Consider the following 17,760-nt stretch of genomic DNA (forward strand, 5'->3'; position numbering starts at 1 on the left):
CCGCCCGGCGCGAACGACCCGACCGCCACCGCGACCGCCATCCGTACCGGCACGGGCACCCGCACCGCCACTGCCACCCGTACCGGCACCGCCACCGGCACCGGCACCGGCACCGGCACCGGCACCGAGGAACCCACGGCCGGTCACGGCCCGGCCTCCGGTGGCAGGGGCCGGCCCCTCGTCGCCGAAGCGCTCACCGGCTCCGGTGCCGCCGCCGGCGACGGCGACGGCCCGCCCTCCCCCGGCACGGGGCGGCCCGACAGCGGCCGGCCCCTCGCCGGCTCCGGTGGCCGGACCACCACCGGCGTCGAGGAGTCCGCCGCCGGTCGCGGTCCGGCCGCCGCCCGCGGGGGACTGCCCCACAGCGCCGAACCGCCCGTCGCCGGCGGCGACGGGCCCGCCGGCCACGGTGGGCCGGACTCCGTCGGCACCGAGTCGCCCGGCGGCCCCGGGAAACTCCCCGCCGCCGGCCGTCCGGCCGTTCACGCATCCCTCGCCCTTCAGGAAGGAACCCGCCGGTGACCACGCTCCTCGTCATCGCCAAGGAGCCGCGACCGGGGCGGGTGAAGACCCGGCTGACGCCGCCGTTCAGTCCGCGGGAGGCGGCCGGGCTCGCCGCGGCCGCCCTCGCCGACACCCTGGACGTCGTGGCGCGGACGCCCGCGCGGCGCCGGATCCTGGTCCTGGAGGGCGAGCCCGGCCCCTGGCTGCCGACCGGGTTCGAGGTCGTACGGCAGTGCGCGGGCGGTCTGGACGAGCGGCTGGCGTCGGCCTTCGCGGGCTGTACCGGCCCGGCGCTGCTCATCGGCATGGACACCCCGCAGGTGACGCCGGAACTGCTGACCGTCGACTTCGCGGACTGCGACGCGTACTTCGGCCCCGCCGAGGACGGCGGCTTCTGGGCGCTGGGCCTGGCGGAACCGGACCCCGCGCTGCTGCGCGGGGTCCCGATGTCGACGCCCGGCACGGGTGCCGCGCAGCGCGCCCGGCTCGCGGGCCTGCGGGTGCGGGACCTGCCGCGGCTGCGGGACGTGGACACGGCGTACGACGCCGACCTGGTCGCCAAGGAGGCGCCCGGCGGACGGTTCGCGGCCGAGCTGGCCCGGCTCGGCGCGGCGGGTGACCGATGACCACGGCACGGGCGACCCGCCCGGCGCGCACCGCACGGACCCCGCAGGCGGGCCCCCCGGCAACGACGACGGCGGCGACAGTGCCGGGACCGCAGACCGCGGCGACGGTGACGGCGACCGGCACCGTGCCGGCCGTCGCCGCGCACCTCGTGCGGCAGTCGTCGCGCGCCGGGGAGCGTTCCTGGTCGGCCGATCCCTACTCCGACGCCCTGCGGGCCGGCCGGGGCCCGCTGTTCCTCAGCCGGGCCGACGGCTGGCTGCTGCCCCTGGAGGTGGAGCGCTGGTGCGCGGCCGCCGACACGGCCGACCTGGAGGTGCTGCGCCGCTGCGAGGGCACCGTCCTCGACGTGGGCTGCGGGCCGGGCCGCCTGGTCGCCGCCCTCGGCACCGGGGGCCGCCGGGCGCTGGGCATCGACGTCAGCGAGGCGGCCGTCGCGCGCACGGTCCGCTCGGGCGGACAGGCGCTGCGGCGCTCTGTCTTCGAGCCGCTCCCGGGCGAGGGCCGCTGGGGCACCGCCCTGCTGGTCGACGGCAATGTCGGCATCGGCGGCGACCCTCGGGCCCTGCTCGCCCGCATGTCCCAACTCCTCGTGGCCGAGGGCCTGTTGATCGTGGAGACGGTGCCGGTGCCGGACCTCGACGAACGCGTCGTGGTCCATGTCACCGACGCCCGGGGGGCCGCGAGCACCCCCTTCCCGTGGGCCCGGCTCGGCACGCCGGCCCTGCTGCGGCACGCGGACCGCGCGGGCTGGCGTGCCGTCGATCAGTGGACGGCCGGGGGCCGCTGCTTCGCCGCCCTGCGCAACCGGGGCCGCGACCGCAGCAGGAACAGCAGCGCCGAGCCACCGAACAGCGCGGCCGTCAGCAGCAGCCAGCGGGCGGTGAAGCCGGTCGCGGACAGCGCGGTGGCCGAGGCGTAGCGCTTCGACACCTGCCCGCTGATCAGCGGGAACCACACCAGCAGGAGCAGCCCGGACAGGGCGGCGGGCACCCGGACGTACATCACGACCTCCGGGCGGCGGCCCGCCGCCCGGACGAGCGCGCGGTCGGCCACCGCGTACAGCGGCAGCAACACCAGGTCGTGGAGCAGAGCCGCCCCCACGACCCACAGCGCGACCCCGAACCAGTCCCCCGCGAGCAGCCGTACGCCCGCATAGCCGGCGAGCGCGAACGAGCAGGCCAGCAGCAGCAGTTGGAACGGGCTGCCGACCGGAAACGGCTTGCGCATCACAGGTCTCCGAACGTCATCCGGGCCACCCACTTGGTGTTGAGCACACCGGGTGCCGCGGGCACGATGATCCGCGCCGGGTGGCCGTGGTCGGGGGTCAGGTCCTCGCCGTTGACGAACAGGGCGAGCAGGGAGCGCGGGTCACCGGTCTGGTTGGCGCGCAGGGCGGCGTGGCGGAAGGCGCCGTGCCGTTGCAGGGACTCCACGAGGACGTCCGGCGGATCGTCGTACCCGACGAGGGCCGCCAGGTCCCGTAGCCGTACGCCGCGCCACCACTGGTCGGAGGTCGACCAGCCCTCGACGCAGGCGATGGGCAACGCCGAGCTGTGCAGGGGCAGGCGCAGCAGGTCCGCCCGGCTCAGCCGGACCGTGCCGGTGCGGCCGGTCAGCACCAGCCGCCAGGCGTCCTCGCTCGTCTCCGCCGCGCGGATCCCCGCGTACGCGGCCGTCTTGTTGATCTGGAAGCCGCCCGGTCCGCCGCCCGGCTCGGAGCCGCCGTGCGGGGCGAGGACGGCGGTCCTCCGCAGCGGCCCGTCGAAGCCGCGTCCGACGGACGTGGCGAACAGCAGCAGGGAGCCGCCGCCGACCAGCCAGAGCGCGCCACGCCGGGACACGGTCGGCGCGGCCGGCTCGGGGGACACCAACTCGCTGTCCTCCTCGTGCAGTCGGCGCAGGTTGCGCAGCGCCAGGGGCAGCTTCAGCACGGCGTGCGCGAGGAACGCGGCGAAGAACACCCAGGCGCCGTAGAAGTGCAGCGGGTAGAAGGAGCCGGGGAAGACGTAGTCGAGCTGGACGTTGAGCACGCCGGTGACGAACTCGAACAGGCCGCCCCCGACCAGCAGGAGCAGGGAGACCCGCTCCAGGGCGTGGGCGAGGGACCGGGCCGGGGGCAGCGCGAACAGCCGCGGCACCACGGACCACAGCTTGGCCAGCAGGACGGGGATCAGGGTGAGCCCGAGGGTGACGTGCACGCCCTGGGTGAGCCGGTACAGCCATACCGGGTGGGTCGGCCAGGCGAAGAGGTAGAAGCCGAGGACGCCCTTGTCGGGGGTCTTGTCGTTGACCGGCGACAGGCCCGGGTTGTAGGCGGCGTACGAGAGCAGCCCCGTCACGAAGAGCACCGTGATCCCGCCGAGCAGCACCACCCCGAGCACCGAGGTGAACCAGGGGCCGCGCAGTGGACTGCGCCAGAACGCGGGCGATGTGGGAGAGCGTCGCATGCCCCGACCGTAGGCCCGCGCCACCCCCTGAAAGGGGCCGCGAACCATGACGAAACTCTGACGTCCGCGCCTGTCAGCCGTCCGGTGCAGGCCCCGCGGCCTAGCGTTCGGGCGTGAACCGCGATCTCCTGCGTGACCTGTACGCGGCGGTGGCCGCCGCCCTGCTCGTCGTGACGGCCGCCGTCGTCGGTGGCGCCGTCCAGCACCGGGACGGCAGCCTGCGGGTCAACTGGCCGCCGCTGCTCGCGGACTGGGACCCGCACGTCGGCCCCGGCACCCCGGCCGCGATCGCCGTCGCGGCGGCGGTCGTGGCGTACGGCCCGTCGCTGGCCGCCCGGCTGTCCTGGCGCCGCCTGCTGCTCGCCGGCTGGGCGGCCGGCCTGGCCTGGACGTGGTCGCTGGCCCTGGTCGACGGCTGGTACCGGGGCATCGCCGAGCAGCTGACGACCCGGAGCGAGTACCTCCCGGTCGTCGGCCGGTTCCGGGACATCCCGGCCACGCTGCGGGACTTCACCGGGCACATCCTCATCGACTCCCCGGACAACTGGCCCGCGCATGTCGCCGGGCATCCGCCGGGCGCGACGCTCACCTTCGTCCTGCTCGACCGGATCGGCCTGGGCGGCGGGGGCTGGGCGGGCACCTGGTGCATCACGGCCGGCACGACCGCGGCGGTCGCGGTCCTCGTCGCCCTGCGGGCCCTCGCCGGGGAGGCGCTCGCCCGCCGCGCGGCGCCGTTCCTGGTCCTGGCGCCGGCCGCGGTGTGGGTCGGCACGTCCGCCGACGGCTACTTCGCGGCGGTCGCCGCCTGGGCGCTGGCCCTCCTCGCCCTCGCGGTGACCGGCCACCGCCCCGCCCTGACCGGCGCCGCCTCCGGTCTCCTCCTGGGCCTGACGGCGTACCTCTCCTACGGCCTCACCCTCATCGCCGTGATCGCCGCCGCCGTGCTCGTCCTCGGCACCCACCGCACCCGGCCCCTGCTGTTCGCGGCCGCCGGCTGCGTCGTGGTGCCGGCCGCGTTCACGCTGGTGGGCTTCGACTGGTGGGAGGCGTACCGCCTGCTGGTCCGCCGCTACCACCAGGGGGCGGGCGGCGTCCGGCCGTACGGCTACTGGGTGTGGGCGAACCTGGCCTGCGCGGCCGTGATCACGGGACCGGCGACGGCGGCGGGACTGCGCCGGACCGGCATCGCCCTCGCCGGCGCGCGCGGCGGGCGCGATTTCGCCGGCCCGCGCGGTGGGCCCGCCCTCGCCGGCCCGCGCGGTGGGCGGCCGGAGTTCCGGCTCGCCCTGCTGGTGGGGGCCGCCCTGGTCGCGCTGCTGGCCGCCGATCTGTCGGGCATGAGCAAGGCGGAGACGGAACGCATCTGGCTGCCGTTCGCGATGTGGCTGCTGCCGGCCTGCGCGTTCCTGACCCGGCCCCGGGCCTGGCTCCTCGCGCAGGCGGTCCTCGCCCTGCTCGTCAACCATGTGCTGCGCACGGGATGGTGACGGCGGCGGGGCCGGCGGAAGTCTGAATTCCGTCCGTGATCGGGCCGCATTGCCACTGCGGGTCGAATGGCACCAAGTCGGATTCTTCGTTCACTTCCGTGGACACGGGGAGTTCACCGGGCCCACTTCGCGCACCGTTCACGTTTCCGGGGTGTGAGCCGGGAGTGAATAGGCCGGTGGCTTTGATGGGCTTACGACGCTGTGGTCCGCCCGACGGAGCCTCTGAAGGAGATTGGCAGTATTTCTCGCCGTTTGTGACAACCGGTCCGCACTGGCCGGATCGATTCGGTCACCCAACGCACCGGGAAGGCACTGTTGACCCACGGGTAACTACGGGTCTAGCTTTCAAGCACCTTTTCACGCGAGTTTCTCGTGGCGCGCCACGGAAAAGACGCGCCGTGCGAGCCAATTCGTCTTCTGCAGGCCGTAACCCCCACCATGCAGTCTCACCGTTTATGCGGAGAATCATGACGTCTGCTGTGCGCGCCGAAGACCTGATCATTGGAATCACCCCTTTTCGCGAACCGGACGCCAGGCTCGCCGCCGCCGTCAGCCGGGCCGGCGGACTCGGGGTGCTCGACCTCGGAACCGGCGACCGAAGATCCAGGGAGGCGCTGGCCCGCCTCGGACGCTGGGCACCCGGCCCGTTCGGGGTGCGGATCGCGGGCGACTGCCTGCTGGAGCCCGCGGACCTGCCGGGGACACCGGCCGGCGGCGGCCCCCACACCGTGGTCCTCGGTGCCGACTCGCCCTGGTCGATCTCCCACGTTCCCTCTGGTTCACGGGTGTTGGTCGAGGTCACCGCACTGGACGAGGCCCTGGCCGCGGTCCGCTCCGGCGCGCACGGGCTGATCGCCCGGGGCCGGGAGAGCGGCGGCCGGGTCGGTGAACTGAGCACCTTCGTCCTGCTGCAGCACCTCCTCGCCGAGGACGGCGTCACCCTCCCGGTCTGGGCCTGCGGTGGTGTCGGGCCACGGACGGCGGCGGCCGCCCTGGCCGGCGGCGCGGCCGGGGTCGTGATCGACAGCCAGCTCGCACTGCTCGCCGAGTCGGGGCTCGCGGAGGCGGCGGCCGCCGCGCTGCGGTCCATGGACGGCTCCGAGACCACGGTCGTCGCAGGTCACCGCGTCCTGCGCCGCCGCGGCCCGGACGCCCCCGCTGCCGCGGCCGACGACCCGGCGGCGGTGGCGCGGCTGCTCGGCGCGCGCGATCCGCGTACCCAGTTGCTCCCGGTGGGCGAGGACGGCTTCCTCGCCGCCCGGTTCGCCGAGCACTGGAAGGACGCGGCCGGGGTGGTCCGCGCCCTGACGGCCGCCGTCCGGGACGCGGTACGGGACGAGGGGCCGGCCGGCGCGCTGCGCCCCGGTTCGCCGATGAGCAGGGCGCTCGGTACCGAACTGCCCGTCGCGCAGGGGCCGATGACCAGGGTGAGCGATCAAGCGCGGTTCGCCGCCGCCGTCGCCGGGGGCGGCGCGCTGCCGTTCGTCGCGCTGGCCCTCTCCGGCGGCGAACAGTCACGCGAGGTGCTGGCACGGACGCGGGACGCCGTGGCGGGGCGGCCCTGGGGGGTGGGAGTCCTCGGTTTCGCGCCCGAGGAGACCAGGAACGCCCAGCTCGAAGCCGTACGGGAGCTGCGGCCGAGCCACGCGATCATCGCGGGCGGACGGCCCTCCCAGGCCGAGGCGCTGGAACGGGCCGGCATCAGCACCTTCCTGCACGTGCCCTCGCCCGGTCTGCTGCGGCAGTTCCTGGAGTCGGGCGCGCGCCGGTTCGTCTTCGAGGGCTCCGAGTGCGGCGGGCATGTCGGACCGCGCGGCAGCTTCCCGCTGTGGGAGGCGCAACTCGGGGTGCTGGACGACTACTTGGACAGCGTCGGGCCCGAGGTGGCGGCGCGGGTCGAGGTGTTCTTCGCGGGCGGTGTGCACGACGAGCGGTCGGCCGCGATGGTCGCCGCGCTCGCCGCTCCGCTCACCGCGCGCGGTGCCGCCGTCGGCGTCCTGATGGGCACCGCCTACCTGTTCACGGAGGAAGCCGTCACCTCCGGGGCGATCCGGCCCCTGTTCCAGGAACAGGTCGTGCGGGCGACCCGGACCACCCTGCTGGAGACGGCCCCCGGACACGCCACCCGCTGCGTCCCGAGCCCCTTCAGCGACGGATACCGGCAGTTCGAGGCCGGGTTGCGGGACCGGGGCGTCCCCGACCGGCGGATCTGGGAGGAACTGGAGCGGCTCAACGTGGGCCGGCTGCGGATCGCCAGCAAGGGCGTCGAACGGGACGCCACCGGCGCGCTCATCCCGGTCGACGCCGAACGCGGGCTCGCCGAGGGCATGTTCATGGCCGGCGAGGTGTCGGTGCTGCGTTCGGCGACCACCACGATCGACGCCCTGCACCGCTCGGTGACCGAGGCCGCCGCCACCTTCCTCACCGGGCGGTCCGCCGTCCTGCGCCCACGTCTGGGCGGCGGCGAGGCCCCGGCCCAGGAGGCTCCCGCACCGCTCGACGTCGCCGTGATCGGCATGGCCTGCATGTTCCCCGACGCCCCCGACCTCGCCGCGTTCTGGGCGAACGTCCTCGGTGGCCACGACGCCGTCGGCGAGGTCCCGCCGGACCGCTGGGACCCGGCCGTGCACTACGCCCCGCCGTCCGCGGACACCCCGGGCGCCACCCCGTCGAAGTGGGGCGGCTTCCTGCCGCGCATCCCCTTCGACCCGCTGCGCTACGGCATCCCGCCCACCTCACTCGGCAGCATCGAGCCCGTCCAGCTGCTGGCTCTCGAAGCCGCCCGGCGGGCCCTCGACGACGCCGGATACGGCGAGCGGGGACGGGAGTTCGACCGGGCCCGCGCCTCCGTGGTGTTCGGGGCGGAGGCGGGCAGCGACCTGTCCAACGCCACCACCCTGCGGGCCGTACTGCCCTCGTACTTCGGCACCGTCCCCGAGGGCGTGGCCGAGCAGCTCCCGCGGCTGACCGAGGACTCCTTCCCCGGCATGCTCGCCAACGTCGTCTCGGGCCGGATCGCCAACCGCCTGGACCTCGGCGGCGCCAACTACACCGTCGACGCGGCCTGCGCGTCCTCGCTCGCCGCCGTCGACGTGGCCTGCAAGGAACTCGTAGGCGGCACCAGTGACCTCGTGCTCTGCGGGGGCGCCGACCTGCACAACGGCATCAACGACTACGTCCTCTTCTCCTCCGTCCACGCCCTCTCCCCCACCGGCCGGTCCCGCGCCTTCGACAGCTCCGCCGACGGCATCGCCCTCGGTGAGGGCGTCGCCTGCGTCGTCCTGAAACGGCTCGCGGACGCCGAACGCGACGGCGACCGGATCTACGGCGTGATCAGGGGCGTCGGCAGCTCCAGCGACGGCCGCTCGCTGGGCCTGACGGCGCCCCGCACCGAGGGACAGCGGGCCGCGCTCACCCGGGCGTACCGCAACGCGGGCGTCTCCCCCGCCGAGGTCGGCCTGGTGGAGGCGCACGGCACCGGCACGGTGGTCGGCGACCGCACCGAACTCACCGTCCTGAGCGAGGTGTTCACCGAGGCCGGCGCCACGGCGGGCGGGTGCGCCCTCGGGTCGGTGAAGTCGCAGATCGGGCACACCAAGTGCGCCGCCGGCCTGGCCGGCCTGATCAAGACCGTGCTGTCCCTCCACACCGGCGTGAAGCCGCCCACGCTGCACGTGGAGCGGCCCAACGCTGCCTGGGAGGAGGGCGGCAGCCCGTTCGTCTTCCACCGGCGGGCACTGCCCTGGGCGGCACCGGCCGGCGAACGCATCGCCGGGGTCAGCGCGTTCGGCTTCGGCGGCACCAACTTCCACCTCGTGGTGGGTGCCCACGCGGACGCCGTGCCGCCGGCCCAGGGCCTGGACGCCTGGCCCGCCGAACTGTTCACCTTCCGGGGCGTGGACCGTGCGGCGGCCGGACGGGCCGCCGGGGAACTCCTGCGGACGGCGGAGGCGGTCGAGGCGGGCGACCTGCCTTGGCGCCTGCGTGACCTCGCGCTCGCCGCCTCCCGCCGCGCGGACACCCGGCACGAGCCGGTCCGCATCGCCGTCGTCGCCACGACCGTCCCCGAACTGGCCGCCCACCTGCGCCGCGCGCTCGCCGGCGAACACGACCCGCGAGCGGGCGTCCACCTGTCGGCCGACGAACCGGCCCGGGCACGGGAGCCCGACGCGGACCGGGCGGAACCCGCCGCCGCGGCCGACGGGGTCCCCCGCTCCGCCGGGACCGGCAAGGTCGCCTTCCTTTTCCCCGGGCAGGGGAGTCAGCGGCCCGGGATGCTCGCCGACGTGTTCGTGGCGTTTCCCGAGTTGCAGCACTACCTGCTGCTGGGCCGGGCGCACGCCGGGGTGCTGTATCCGCCGGCGGCCTTCGACGAGACCGGGCGGGAGCGCCAGTCGGCCGCTCTCACCGACACCCGGGTGGCCCAGCCGGCCCTGGGCATCGCCGGGCTCGCCGCGCACGCCCTGCTCACCGAGGCGGGGGTGCGGCCCGACATGGCGGCCGGACACAGTTACGGCGAACTCGTCGCCCTGTGCGCGGCCGGCGCCATCGGGCCGCGGGACCTGCTGGAGCTGAGTGCCGAGCGGGCCTCGGCGATCCTCGCGGCCACCGGCGGAGGCGACCCCGGCGCGATGGCGGCGGTGGCGGCCGGCGCCGAGGACCTCGCCGGGGCCCTGCGCGCGGCGGACGCCCCCGGGTCCGTCGTCGTCGCCAACCACAACTCGCCCCGCCAGACGGTCGTCTCCGGCCCGACCGAGGCGGTCGAGACCACCGTCCGGCTGCTGCGCGAGGCCGGGATGGGGGCCCGGCGCATCCCCGTGGCCTGCGCCTTCCACAGCCCGCTGGTGGCCGGCGGCGCCGACCGCTTCGCCGGGGCCCTGCGCGGCCGTCCCGTGCGGGCACCCGAGTTCCCCGTGTGGTCCAACCGCACCGCCGCCCCCTACGGCGAGGACGCCGACGCGGTCCGCGCGGAGCTCGCCGCGCAGATCGGCGCGCCGGTCCGCTTCGTCGCGCAGATCGAGGCGATGTACGAGGCCGGGGCGAGGATCTTCGTCGAGGCCGGGCCCGGTTCCGTGCTCACCCGGCTGGTCGGGCAGATCCTGGGCGACCGCCCGCACCGCGCCGTCGCGTGCGAGCCGCGTCCCGACAGCGGTCTGCGCGGCTGGCTCGACGCCCTCGCCCAACTGGCCGTCGCGGGGCTCCCGGTGCGCACCGGCCGGCTGTTCCAGGGCCGCGACGCCGTCGACGCGAGCAAGGCCCCCGCGCCCGCACGGCCCGGCTGGACGGTCGACGGGCAGCTGGTCCGTACCGCCGCCGGAGCCCTCCTCCCCGGTGCCCTCGCACCGGCCCGACGCGTTGTGGAGACGACTGTGACGACGAACCACCCCGACGGCGTCCCAACCGGCCAGGACGCGCTGATCGCCGAGTTCCTGCGCACCAGCCGGGAGATGGTGGCCGCCCAGCGCGACGTGCTGCTGACCTACTTCGGCTCGTCGCCACAGGCGCGGACACCGGCCCCCGAGCCGGTCTCCGCCCCGGTCGCCGCCCTCCCCCAGGTCCCGCAGCCCGTGCCGGTCGTGGAACCCGTGGCCGCCCAACCAGTGCCCGCCGAGACCGAGTCGCCGCCCGCGGTGGTGACGGAGGCGGACGTGCTCCAGGTGGTGCTGGAGATCATCAGCGAGCGCACCGGCTACCCCGTCGACATGATCGAACCGGACCTCGATCTGGAGGCCGACCTCAGCATCGACTCCATCAAGCGGGCCGAGATCGCCGGTGAGCTGGCCAGGCGCCTGGGCACCGGGGGCGATGCGGACGCCGCCGCGCTCGACGACGCGGAGCTGGAGGAGCTGGCGAAGGCGCGTACGGCCGCGTCGGTGACCGGCTGGCTCGCGGCCCGCCTCAGCCCCCCGGAGGAACGGACGGCACCGCCCGCGTCACCGGTCGCGCCCGAACCGGGCCTGGCCGCGGCGGAGTCGGAGCGGCCGCTGCCCGCCGCCGTCACCGGTGAGGCGCCGAAACGGCTCCTGCTCCGGCCGGTGCTCCTGGCGCACCAGGACGCGGACGGCCCGGCCAACCCGGCTGTCCTGACCGGTGGCCGGTTCGTCCTGCTGGGTGGCGGCGCACACGCGGAGGCCGTCGCGGCCCGGCTGACGTCGTACGGCGCCGAGCCCTTGTCCCGGCCGGCCGGTCACCTGCTCACCGAGGCGGACGGCCGGGTGGACGGGGTGCTGCACCTGGAGTCCCTCACCGCCGGCCCGCCCGTGCTGCCCGACGCGTTCCCCGTGTTCCAGGCCGCCCTGCGGCGCGGCCCGCGCCGGCTGCTCGCCGCCCAGCCGGCGGACGCCAACCCGGCGGGCCTGCACGGCCTGTTCCGCACCGTCGCCCGCGAGTACCCCGGGACCGTCGCACGGGTCGTCGACCTGGCGGACACCGCGCCCGCCGCCGTGGCCGACGCGCTGCTCGCCGAACTGCTCGCCCCCGAGGCGGCGGAGGCCGTACCGGTCGTGGTGCGCACCGCCACCGGTCGGCACGGCCTCGAACTGGTCGAAACGCCGCTCGGCGCCCTCGCCACCGGCGGTGCGGGACCGGCCGGCGCCGGAGCCGCCGAGGCCGCCGCCATCGGGCTCGACCGGGACTCCGTGGTGCTGCTGGTCGGCGGCGCCCGGGGCATCACCGCACAGGTCGCCCTCGCGCTCGCCTCCGCGTCCCGGTGCCGTCTCGAACTGCTCGGCCGGACACCCGCGCCGGCCGGCCCCGAGGACCCGGCGACCGCCGCCGCGTACACCCCGGCCGCACTCCGGGCGGCACTCGCCGCCCGCGCGGACGGCAGCACTCCCGCGGAACTCAACCGCGCCGCCGAACTCCTGCTGGCCCAGCGGGAGATCACCGCCACCTTGGGCGAACTCGCGGCGCTCGGCAGCCCGGCCCGCTACCACCAGGTCGACGTCCGCGAGGGCGACGCGGTGCTCCAGGCGGTGAAGGAGATCCACGCCGAGCACGGCCGTCTCGACGGCGTCGTCCACGCGGCCGGGGTCATCGAGGACCGGCTGATCGCCGAGAAGACCGCCGAGTCCTTCCAGCGGGTCTACGGCACCAAGACCGACGGCGCCCACGCCCTGCTGACGGCGCTGGAGGACCTGCCGAGCGGGCCCGCGTTCACCGTGCTGTTCGGCAGCGTCTCCGCCGTGCTCGGCAACCGCGGACAGGTGGACTACGCCGCCGCCAACGACGCGCTGCAGAGCCTCGGTTCGGCCTGGCGGGCCCGCACCGGCCGCCGCGTGCTGACCGTGCACTGGGGACCGTGGGCGCCCACCGGCACGCACACCGGCATGGTGAGCCCCGAGCTGGGGCGCGAGTACGCGCGGCGCGGGATCCGGCTGATCGACCCGGAGGAGGGCACCGCGGCGCTGCTGCGCGAACTCGCCTGGGGCGAGGAGTCGGTCACGGCCGTAGTCCACACCGCTTCGGGCTGGTGACATGACGGACCGTCACAGTCCGGTCGCGATCGTGGGGATGGCGGTGCTGCTGCCGGGCGCCGCCGACCTCGACGCGTACTGGCGCAACCTCCTCGACGGCAGGGACGCCATCACCGACGTACCGGAGGGGCGCTGGGACGGCGACTACTACCGCCCCGGGTCCGCGACCGGCCCGGCCGCGGCGGACCGGGTGTACTGCCGGCGCGGCGGGTTCGTCGACGCCCTGGCCGAGGTGGAGGTCACCCGGTTCGGGATCATGCCGAGCTCGGTGGCGGGCACCGAACCCGACCAGCTCATCGCCCTGAACGTGGCCGCCGCCGCCCTCGCCGACGCGGGCGGCACCGACCGCCTGCCCGACCGGCACCGCGTCGGGGTCGTCCTCGGCCGGGGCGGCTACCTCACCCCCGGACTGGTACGGCTCGACCAGCGGGTCCGTACGGCAGGACAACTCGTGCGCACCCTGGGCGAGTTGCTGCCCGACCTCACGTCCGCCCAACTCGGCCGGGTGCGGGCGGCGTTCACCGAGCGGCTCGGCCCCGAGAGCCCCGAGTCGGCGATCGGGCTCGTCCCCAACCTCGCGGCCTCCCGCGTCGCCAACCGGCTCGACCTGCGCGGCCCCGCCTACACCGTGGACGCCGCCTGCGCCTCCTCCCTGGTCGCGGTCGACCAGGCGGTGACCGAACTCGCCGCCGGGCGCTGCGACCTGATGCTCGCCGGAGGGGTGCACCACTGCCACGACATCACCCTGTGGAGCGTCTTCTCCCAGTTGCGCGCCCTCTCCCCCAGCCAGCGCATCCGCCCCTTCCACCGCGACGCCGACGGCATCCTGATCGGTGAGGGCACGGGCGTGGTCGTCCTCAAGCGGCTGGCCGACGCGGAGCGCGACGGCGACCGGGTCTACGCCGTCGTCCGCGGCACCGGTGTCGCCAGCGACGGACGCGCCGCCTCCCTCGTCAACCCCGACTCCGCCGGCCAGTCGTACGCCGTACGGCAGGCCTGGCGGGCGGCCGGCCTCGACCCGGCGGCACCCGGCTCGATCGGCCTGCTGGAGGCGCACGGCACTGCCACTCCGGCCGGTGACGCCGCCGAACTGGCCACACTGGCGACGGTGTTCGGCCCCGGGGACGGGACGGATCGTGGGCGGGCGGTGATCGGGTCCGTGAAGTCTATGATCGGTCACACCATGCCGGCCGCCGGAGTGGCGGGACTGGTCAAGGCCGCGCTCGCCGTCCACCACGGGGTGCTCCTGCCGACGCTGCACTGCGACGACCCGCACCCCGCCCTCGCCGCCACCCGCTTCCGTCCCCTGGACCGGGCGACCGCCTGGGAGGAGGCACCCGGGCAGCCGGTGCGCCGGGCCGCCGTCAACGCGTTCGGCTTCGGCGGGATCAACGCCCACGTCGTCCTGGAGCAGGCACCCGGCGCACGGGCAGCACGCCGAGCGGACGGCGGCAACCCGGCCGCCGGCACCACCGCCCCGGCGGGCACCACCCCCACCGCCCCCGCCGGCAGCACCGCCTTCACCGCGAAGGGCGCGGCCCCCGCCGCTTCCTCGGACACGGCCACCACGAACCGCGCGCCCGTCACCGTCACCGAGCCCGAGCGCGTCCTGATGCTCGCCGCCGACAGCCCCGAGGGCCTCGCCGCTCTGCTTCAGGGGGACGACTCCGCGGTACGGGCCGCCGGTCTCGACCCCGCGGGCACGCATCCCTCGGCCGGCCGGTCCCGGCTCGCCGTCGTCGACCCCACCGCCAAGCGGCTCACGCTGGCCCGACGGGTGGTCGCCAAGGGGCGTGCCTGGACGGGCCGCAACGACGTCTGGTGCACGCCGGCCCCGCTGCTGTCCGGCGGGGAGGCCGGGGGCGAGGGCCCCGGAAAGCTGGCGTTCGTCTTCCCCGGTCTCGAAGGCGACTTCGACCCCAGGGTCGACGACGTCGCCGCCCACTTCGGCCTGCCCCCGCTGACGTCCGGCACCGCCGCGCGCGTCGGGGACGTGGGCCGGCACGGCTTCGGGGTCGTCGGCGTGGGCCGGCTCCTGGACGCGGCGCTGCGCCGCATGGGGCTCGTCCCGGACGCGGTCGCCGGGCACAGCGTGGGCGAGTGGACGGCGATGGCCGCGGCCGGGGTGTACTCCGCGGACGAGGTGAGCGGCTTCATGGAGTCGTTCGACCCCGACACGGTGACCGTCCCGGGGCTGGCCTTCGCGGCCGTCGGGGCGTCCGCCGAGCGGGTGCTGGCCACGCTGGAGGACGACGGCTGGGCCAGGGCCGGAGTGGTGCTCTCGCACGACAACGCGCCCGGCCAGTCGATGGTGTGCGGGCCGGACGCGGCCGTGCGGCAGGTCGTACGGTCCTTCCGCGCCGAGGGAGTGCTGAGTCAGGTCCTGCCGTTCCGCTCCGGGTTCCACACCCCGATGCTGAAGCCCTACCTGGCGCCCATCGAGGCCGCCGCCAACCGCTTCCGGCTGCACCCGCCGACGGTGCCCCTGTGGTCGGGGACGACCGCGCTGCCGTACCCCGAACGGGACGCCGACGTCCGCGCGTTGTTCGTCCGGCACCTGCTGGAACCGGTCCGTTTCCGGCAGCTCGTGGAGGGACTGTACGCGGCGGGCCACCGCGTGTTCGTGCAGGTCGGCACCGGACAGCTCGGCTCGCTCGTCGGTGACACCCTGCACGGCCGGGACCACCTGGTGGTGGCCGCCAACTCGCCGCACCGGGGCGGCCTCGCGCAGCTGCGGCGGGTGGCCGCGGCCCTGTGGACCGCGGGTGCCGCCGTCGCGCCCGCGTTGCCGCGCGGCACGGACGCCGGGCGGCGCGGCCGGTCACCGGTACGGCTCGACCTGGGCGGCGCGCTCGTGTCCCTGCCCGCCCGGGCGTTGGCGGAACTGCGCACCGAACTGCGCGCCGGAGCGGGCGCCGCGGCCGTCGCGGGGGTGCCACAGGCGGTCGTGGAGGCGCCACAGGCGGTCGCCGGGGCGCCGCGGGCCGCCGTGGCGGCGGACGCGTTCGCGTCGACGTCACTGGACGCGCTGGCCGCCGGTTCCCCGGCCGCCGCCGAACTGTCCGCCCTGCTGCGTGAGACGGCCGACACGGCCGCCGCGCTGATCACAGCGGCACACGGGCGCGAGACCACACCGACGGCGCCCGCACCCCTGACGCCCGCGCGGGGCGCCACCGCCGCATCCAGCCCGACCGGCACCCGCCGTTTCACCCCGCCGCCCCCACCGCCGGCCGCGCCCCCGTCCGCGGGCGTCTCCTCGCCGCGATCCCCGGCTCCCGCTCCCACCCCCCGGCGGGACTGGCGCACCACGGTTCACGTCTCCCCCGACTCGATGCCGTATCTCCTGGACCACTGCTTCTTCCCGCAGCGCCCCGGCTGGCCGGACGTGGCCGATCGCTGGCCGGTCGTGCCGGCGACGACGATCGTGCACCACATGATCGAGGCGGCCCGGCGGGCGGCACCGGGTCTGCGGGCGGTCGCCGTGCACGGGGCGCGGTTCGACCAGTGGCTGACGGCGACGCCGCCCGTCGACGTGCCGGTCACCGTGAGCGCCGACGGCCCGGGACGGTTCGCGGTCGCCTTCGGCCCGCGCGCCCGCGCGGTGGTCGAACTCGCCGCCCACCACGCCGTGCCGCCTCCCGCGCGCTGGGTCACCGACCCCGCCGCCGAGCGCGTCCCCGAGCACACCGCCGCCCAGTTGTACGCGGAGCGGTGGATGTTCCACGGCCCCGCCTTCCAGGGCGTCACGGAACTCACGGCGATCGGCGAGCACCACGTGCGCGGGGTGATCACCACGCCTCCCGCGCCCGGGGCGCTGCTCGACAACGTGGGGCAGGTCCTCGGCTACTGGATCATGGCGACCCGCACCGAACGGACCGTGGTGTTCCCGGTGCAGATACGGGAGATGCGCTTCCACGGGCCGCACCCGGACCCCGGCACCGAGGTGGAGTGCCTGGTGCGGATCACCTCCCTCACCGACACCGTTCTGGAGGCCGACGTCCAACTCGCCGTCGGGGGCGCGGTGTGGGCGGAGCTCACCGGCTGGCAGGACCGCCGTTTCGACAACGACCCGCAGACCAGGCCCGTCGAACGGTTCCCCGACCGCAACACCCTGTCCGAGGCCCGGCCGGGTGGCTGGTCGCTGCTGCACGAGCGGTGGCCCGACCTCGCCTCGCGCGACCTGATCATGCGCAACTCGCTGAGCGGTGCTGAGCGTTCGGCCTACGCCGAGCACGCCCCGCGGGGCCGGAGGCAGTGGCTGCTCGGCCGGATCGCGGTCAAGGACGCCGTACGGCACCTGCTCTGGGACGACGGCGAGGGGCCGGTCTTCCCGGCGGAGATCCTGGTGCGCAACGACGAGGCCGGACGCCCCTACGTCACCGGGCTGCACGGACGGGAACTGCCCGCCCTGGACGTCTCGCTGGCCCATCGGGCGGAGACCGCGGTGGCGATCGTACGGCCGCACACGCCCGGTCCCGGCCCGGGCATCGACATCGAGGAGGTCGTGGAGCGCCCCGCGGCGACCCTCGCGACCGCGCTCGCGGCGGACGAACTGCGCCTGCTGCGGGAGCGGTGCGCGGCCACCGGGGAGCCGGAGGCGCTGTGGTTCACCCGGTTCTGGGCCGCGAAGGAGGCCGTCGCCAAGGCCGAGGGCAGCGGCTTCGGCGGGCGCCCGCGGGACTTCGCGGTGCTCCAAGCGGACGGCGGCGGGCGGCTGTTGGTGGCCGGGCGGCTGGAGCGCGCGTACACCGTTCACCACGAGCGGGCCGTCAATCCCCCGAACCTGCCGGAGCGCACCTACGTCGTGGCCTGGACGACGGGCCCGGCGCACGACGTCCTCGGCGGCCGGGCCGACCTGGAGAAGGAGACGTACGACCGATGAACCCCACCCCCCACAGAGACCACTCGGACCACACGGACCGCACGTCCGAGCGGGCGGTCCTCGCCGACATCGCGGGCATGCTCGCGACGCTCCTCGAGGACGAGTACGGCCTCGACCTGGTCGAGATCGGCATGACGACCACCTTCAACCGCGACCTGGAGCTGGAGAGCATCGACCTGGTGACCCTGGCGGGCCTGTTGCAGGAGCGGTTCGGCAGCCAGGTCAACTTCGCCGAGTTCCTGGCCGGCATGGAGTTCGAGGAGATCATCGAGCTCACCGTCGGCCGGCTCGTCGAGTACGTCGTGCAGAGCCTCAAGGCAGCCGAGGCGGGCTGAGCC

At 75.7% G+C, this 17,760-nt stretch carries 7 protein-coding genes; 6 read left to right on the top strand and 1 reads right to left on the bottom strand.

Going from position 1 to position 17,760, the window contains the following annotated elements; all coding sequences use genetic code 11:
- The first annotated feature begins 518 nt into the window (after positions 1-518).
- Complete coding sequence (locus ABZT03_RS09865) at positions 519-1,130, top strand: DUF2064 domain-containing protein (protein WP_356036045.1); 612 nt, start codon at positions 519-521, stop codon at positions 1,128-1,130.
- Positions 1,127-2,050, top strand: coding sequence for a class I SAM-dependent methyltransferase (locus ABZT03_RS09870; RefSeq protein ID WP_356036047.1), 924 nt, complete (start codon positions 1,127-1,129; stop codon positions 2,048-2,050). Before ABZT03_RS09865 ends, ABZT03_RS09870 begins: the two co-directional genes overlap by 4 nt.
- 307 nt (positions 2,051-2,357) lie before the next feature.
- Here ABZT03_RS09870 and ABZT03_RS09875 read toward each other — a convergent pair whose 3' ends face one another.
- Positions 2,358-3,578, bottom strand: a complete 1,221-nt coding sequence (locus tag ABZT03_RS09875; RefSeq protein ID WP_356036049.1) for a molybdopterin-dependent oxidoreductase — start codon at positions 3,576-3,578, stop codon at positions 2,358-2,360.
- 113 nt (positions 3,579-3,691) lie between these two features.
- Between ABZT03_RS09875 and ABZT03_RS09880 the strand changes: the two genes are divergently transcribed.
- The 4 genes from ABZT03_RS09880 to ABZT03_RS09895 all read left to right on the top strand — a co-directional run bounded on the left by ABZT03_RS09880 (position 3,692) and on the right by ABZT03_RS09895 (position 17,757).
- Positions 3,692-5,065, top strand: coding sequence for a hypothetical protein (locus tag ABZT03_RS09880; RefSeq protein WP_356036051.1), 1,374 nt, complete (start codon positions 3,692-3,694; stop codon positions 5,063-5,065).
- Positions 5,066-5,532: 467 nt separating this feature from the next.
- Positions 5,533-12,540: an SDR family oxidoreductase gene (locus ABZT03_RS09885; RefSeq protein ID WP_356036053.1), complete on the top strand. Its 7,008-nt coding sequence runs from the start codon at positions 5,533-5,535 to the stop codon at positions 12,538-12,540.
- 1 nt (position 12,541) lies between these two features.
- The gene (locus ABZT03_RS09890; protein ID WP_356036055.1) at positions 12,542-17,422 is read left to right on the top strand and encodes a beta-ketoacyl synthase N-terminal-like domain-containing protein; all 4,881 of its coding nucleotides are present in this window, start codon (positions 12,542-12,544) and stop codon (positions 17,420-17,422) included.
- A complete protein-coding gene (locus ABZT03_RS09895) occupies positions 17,419-17,757 on the top strand; it encodes an acyl carrier protein (RefSeq protein WP_356036057.1) in 339 nt (112 codons plus the stop codon). Before ABZT03_RS09890 ends, ABZT03_RS09895 begins: the two co-directional genes overlap by 4 nt.
- Positions 17,758-17,760 lie beyond the last annotated feature (3 nt).

It is taken from the genome of Streptomyces sp. NPDC005574 (assembly GCF_040605435.1).
GTDB lineage: Bacteria > Actinomycetota > Actinomycetes > Streptomycetales > Streptomycetaceae > Streptomyces.

Bases quoted from the DNA above. Each gene is read 5' to 3' on its own strand.
- ABZT03_RS09870 (WP_356036047.1), top strand. From the start codon at position 1,127: ATGACCACGGCACGGGCGACCCGCCCGGCGCGCACCGCACGGACCCCG.
- ABZT03_RS09875 (WP_356036049.1), bottom strand. From the start codon at position 3,578: ATGCGACGCTCTCCCACATCGCCCGCGTTCTGGCGCAGTCCACTGCGC.
- ABZT03_RS09885 (WP_356036053.1), top strand. From the start codon at position 5,533: ATGACGTCTGCTGTGCGCGCCGAAGACCTGATCATTGGAATCACCCCT.
- ABZT03_RS09890 (WP_356036055.1), top strand. From the start codon at position 12,542: ATGACGGACCGTCACAGTCCGGTCGCGATCGTGGGGATGGCGGTGCTG.
- ABZT03_RS09895 (WP_356036057.1), top strand. From the start codon at position 17,419: ATGAACCCCACCCCCCACAGAGACCACTCGGACCACACGGACCGCACG.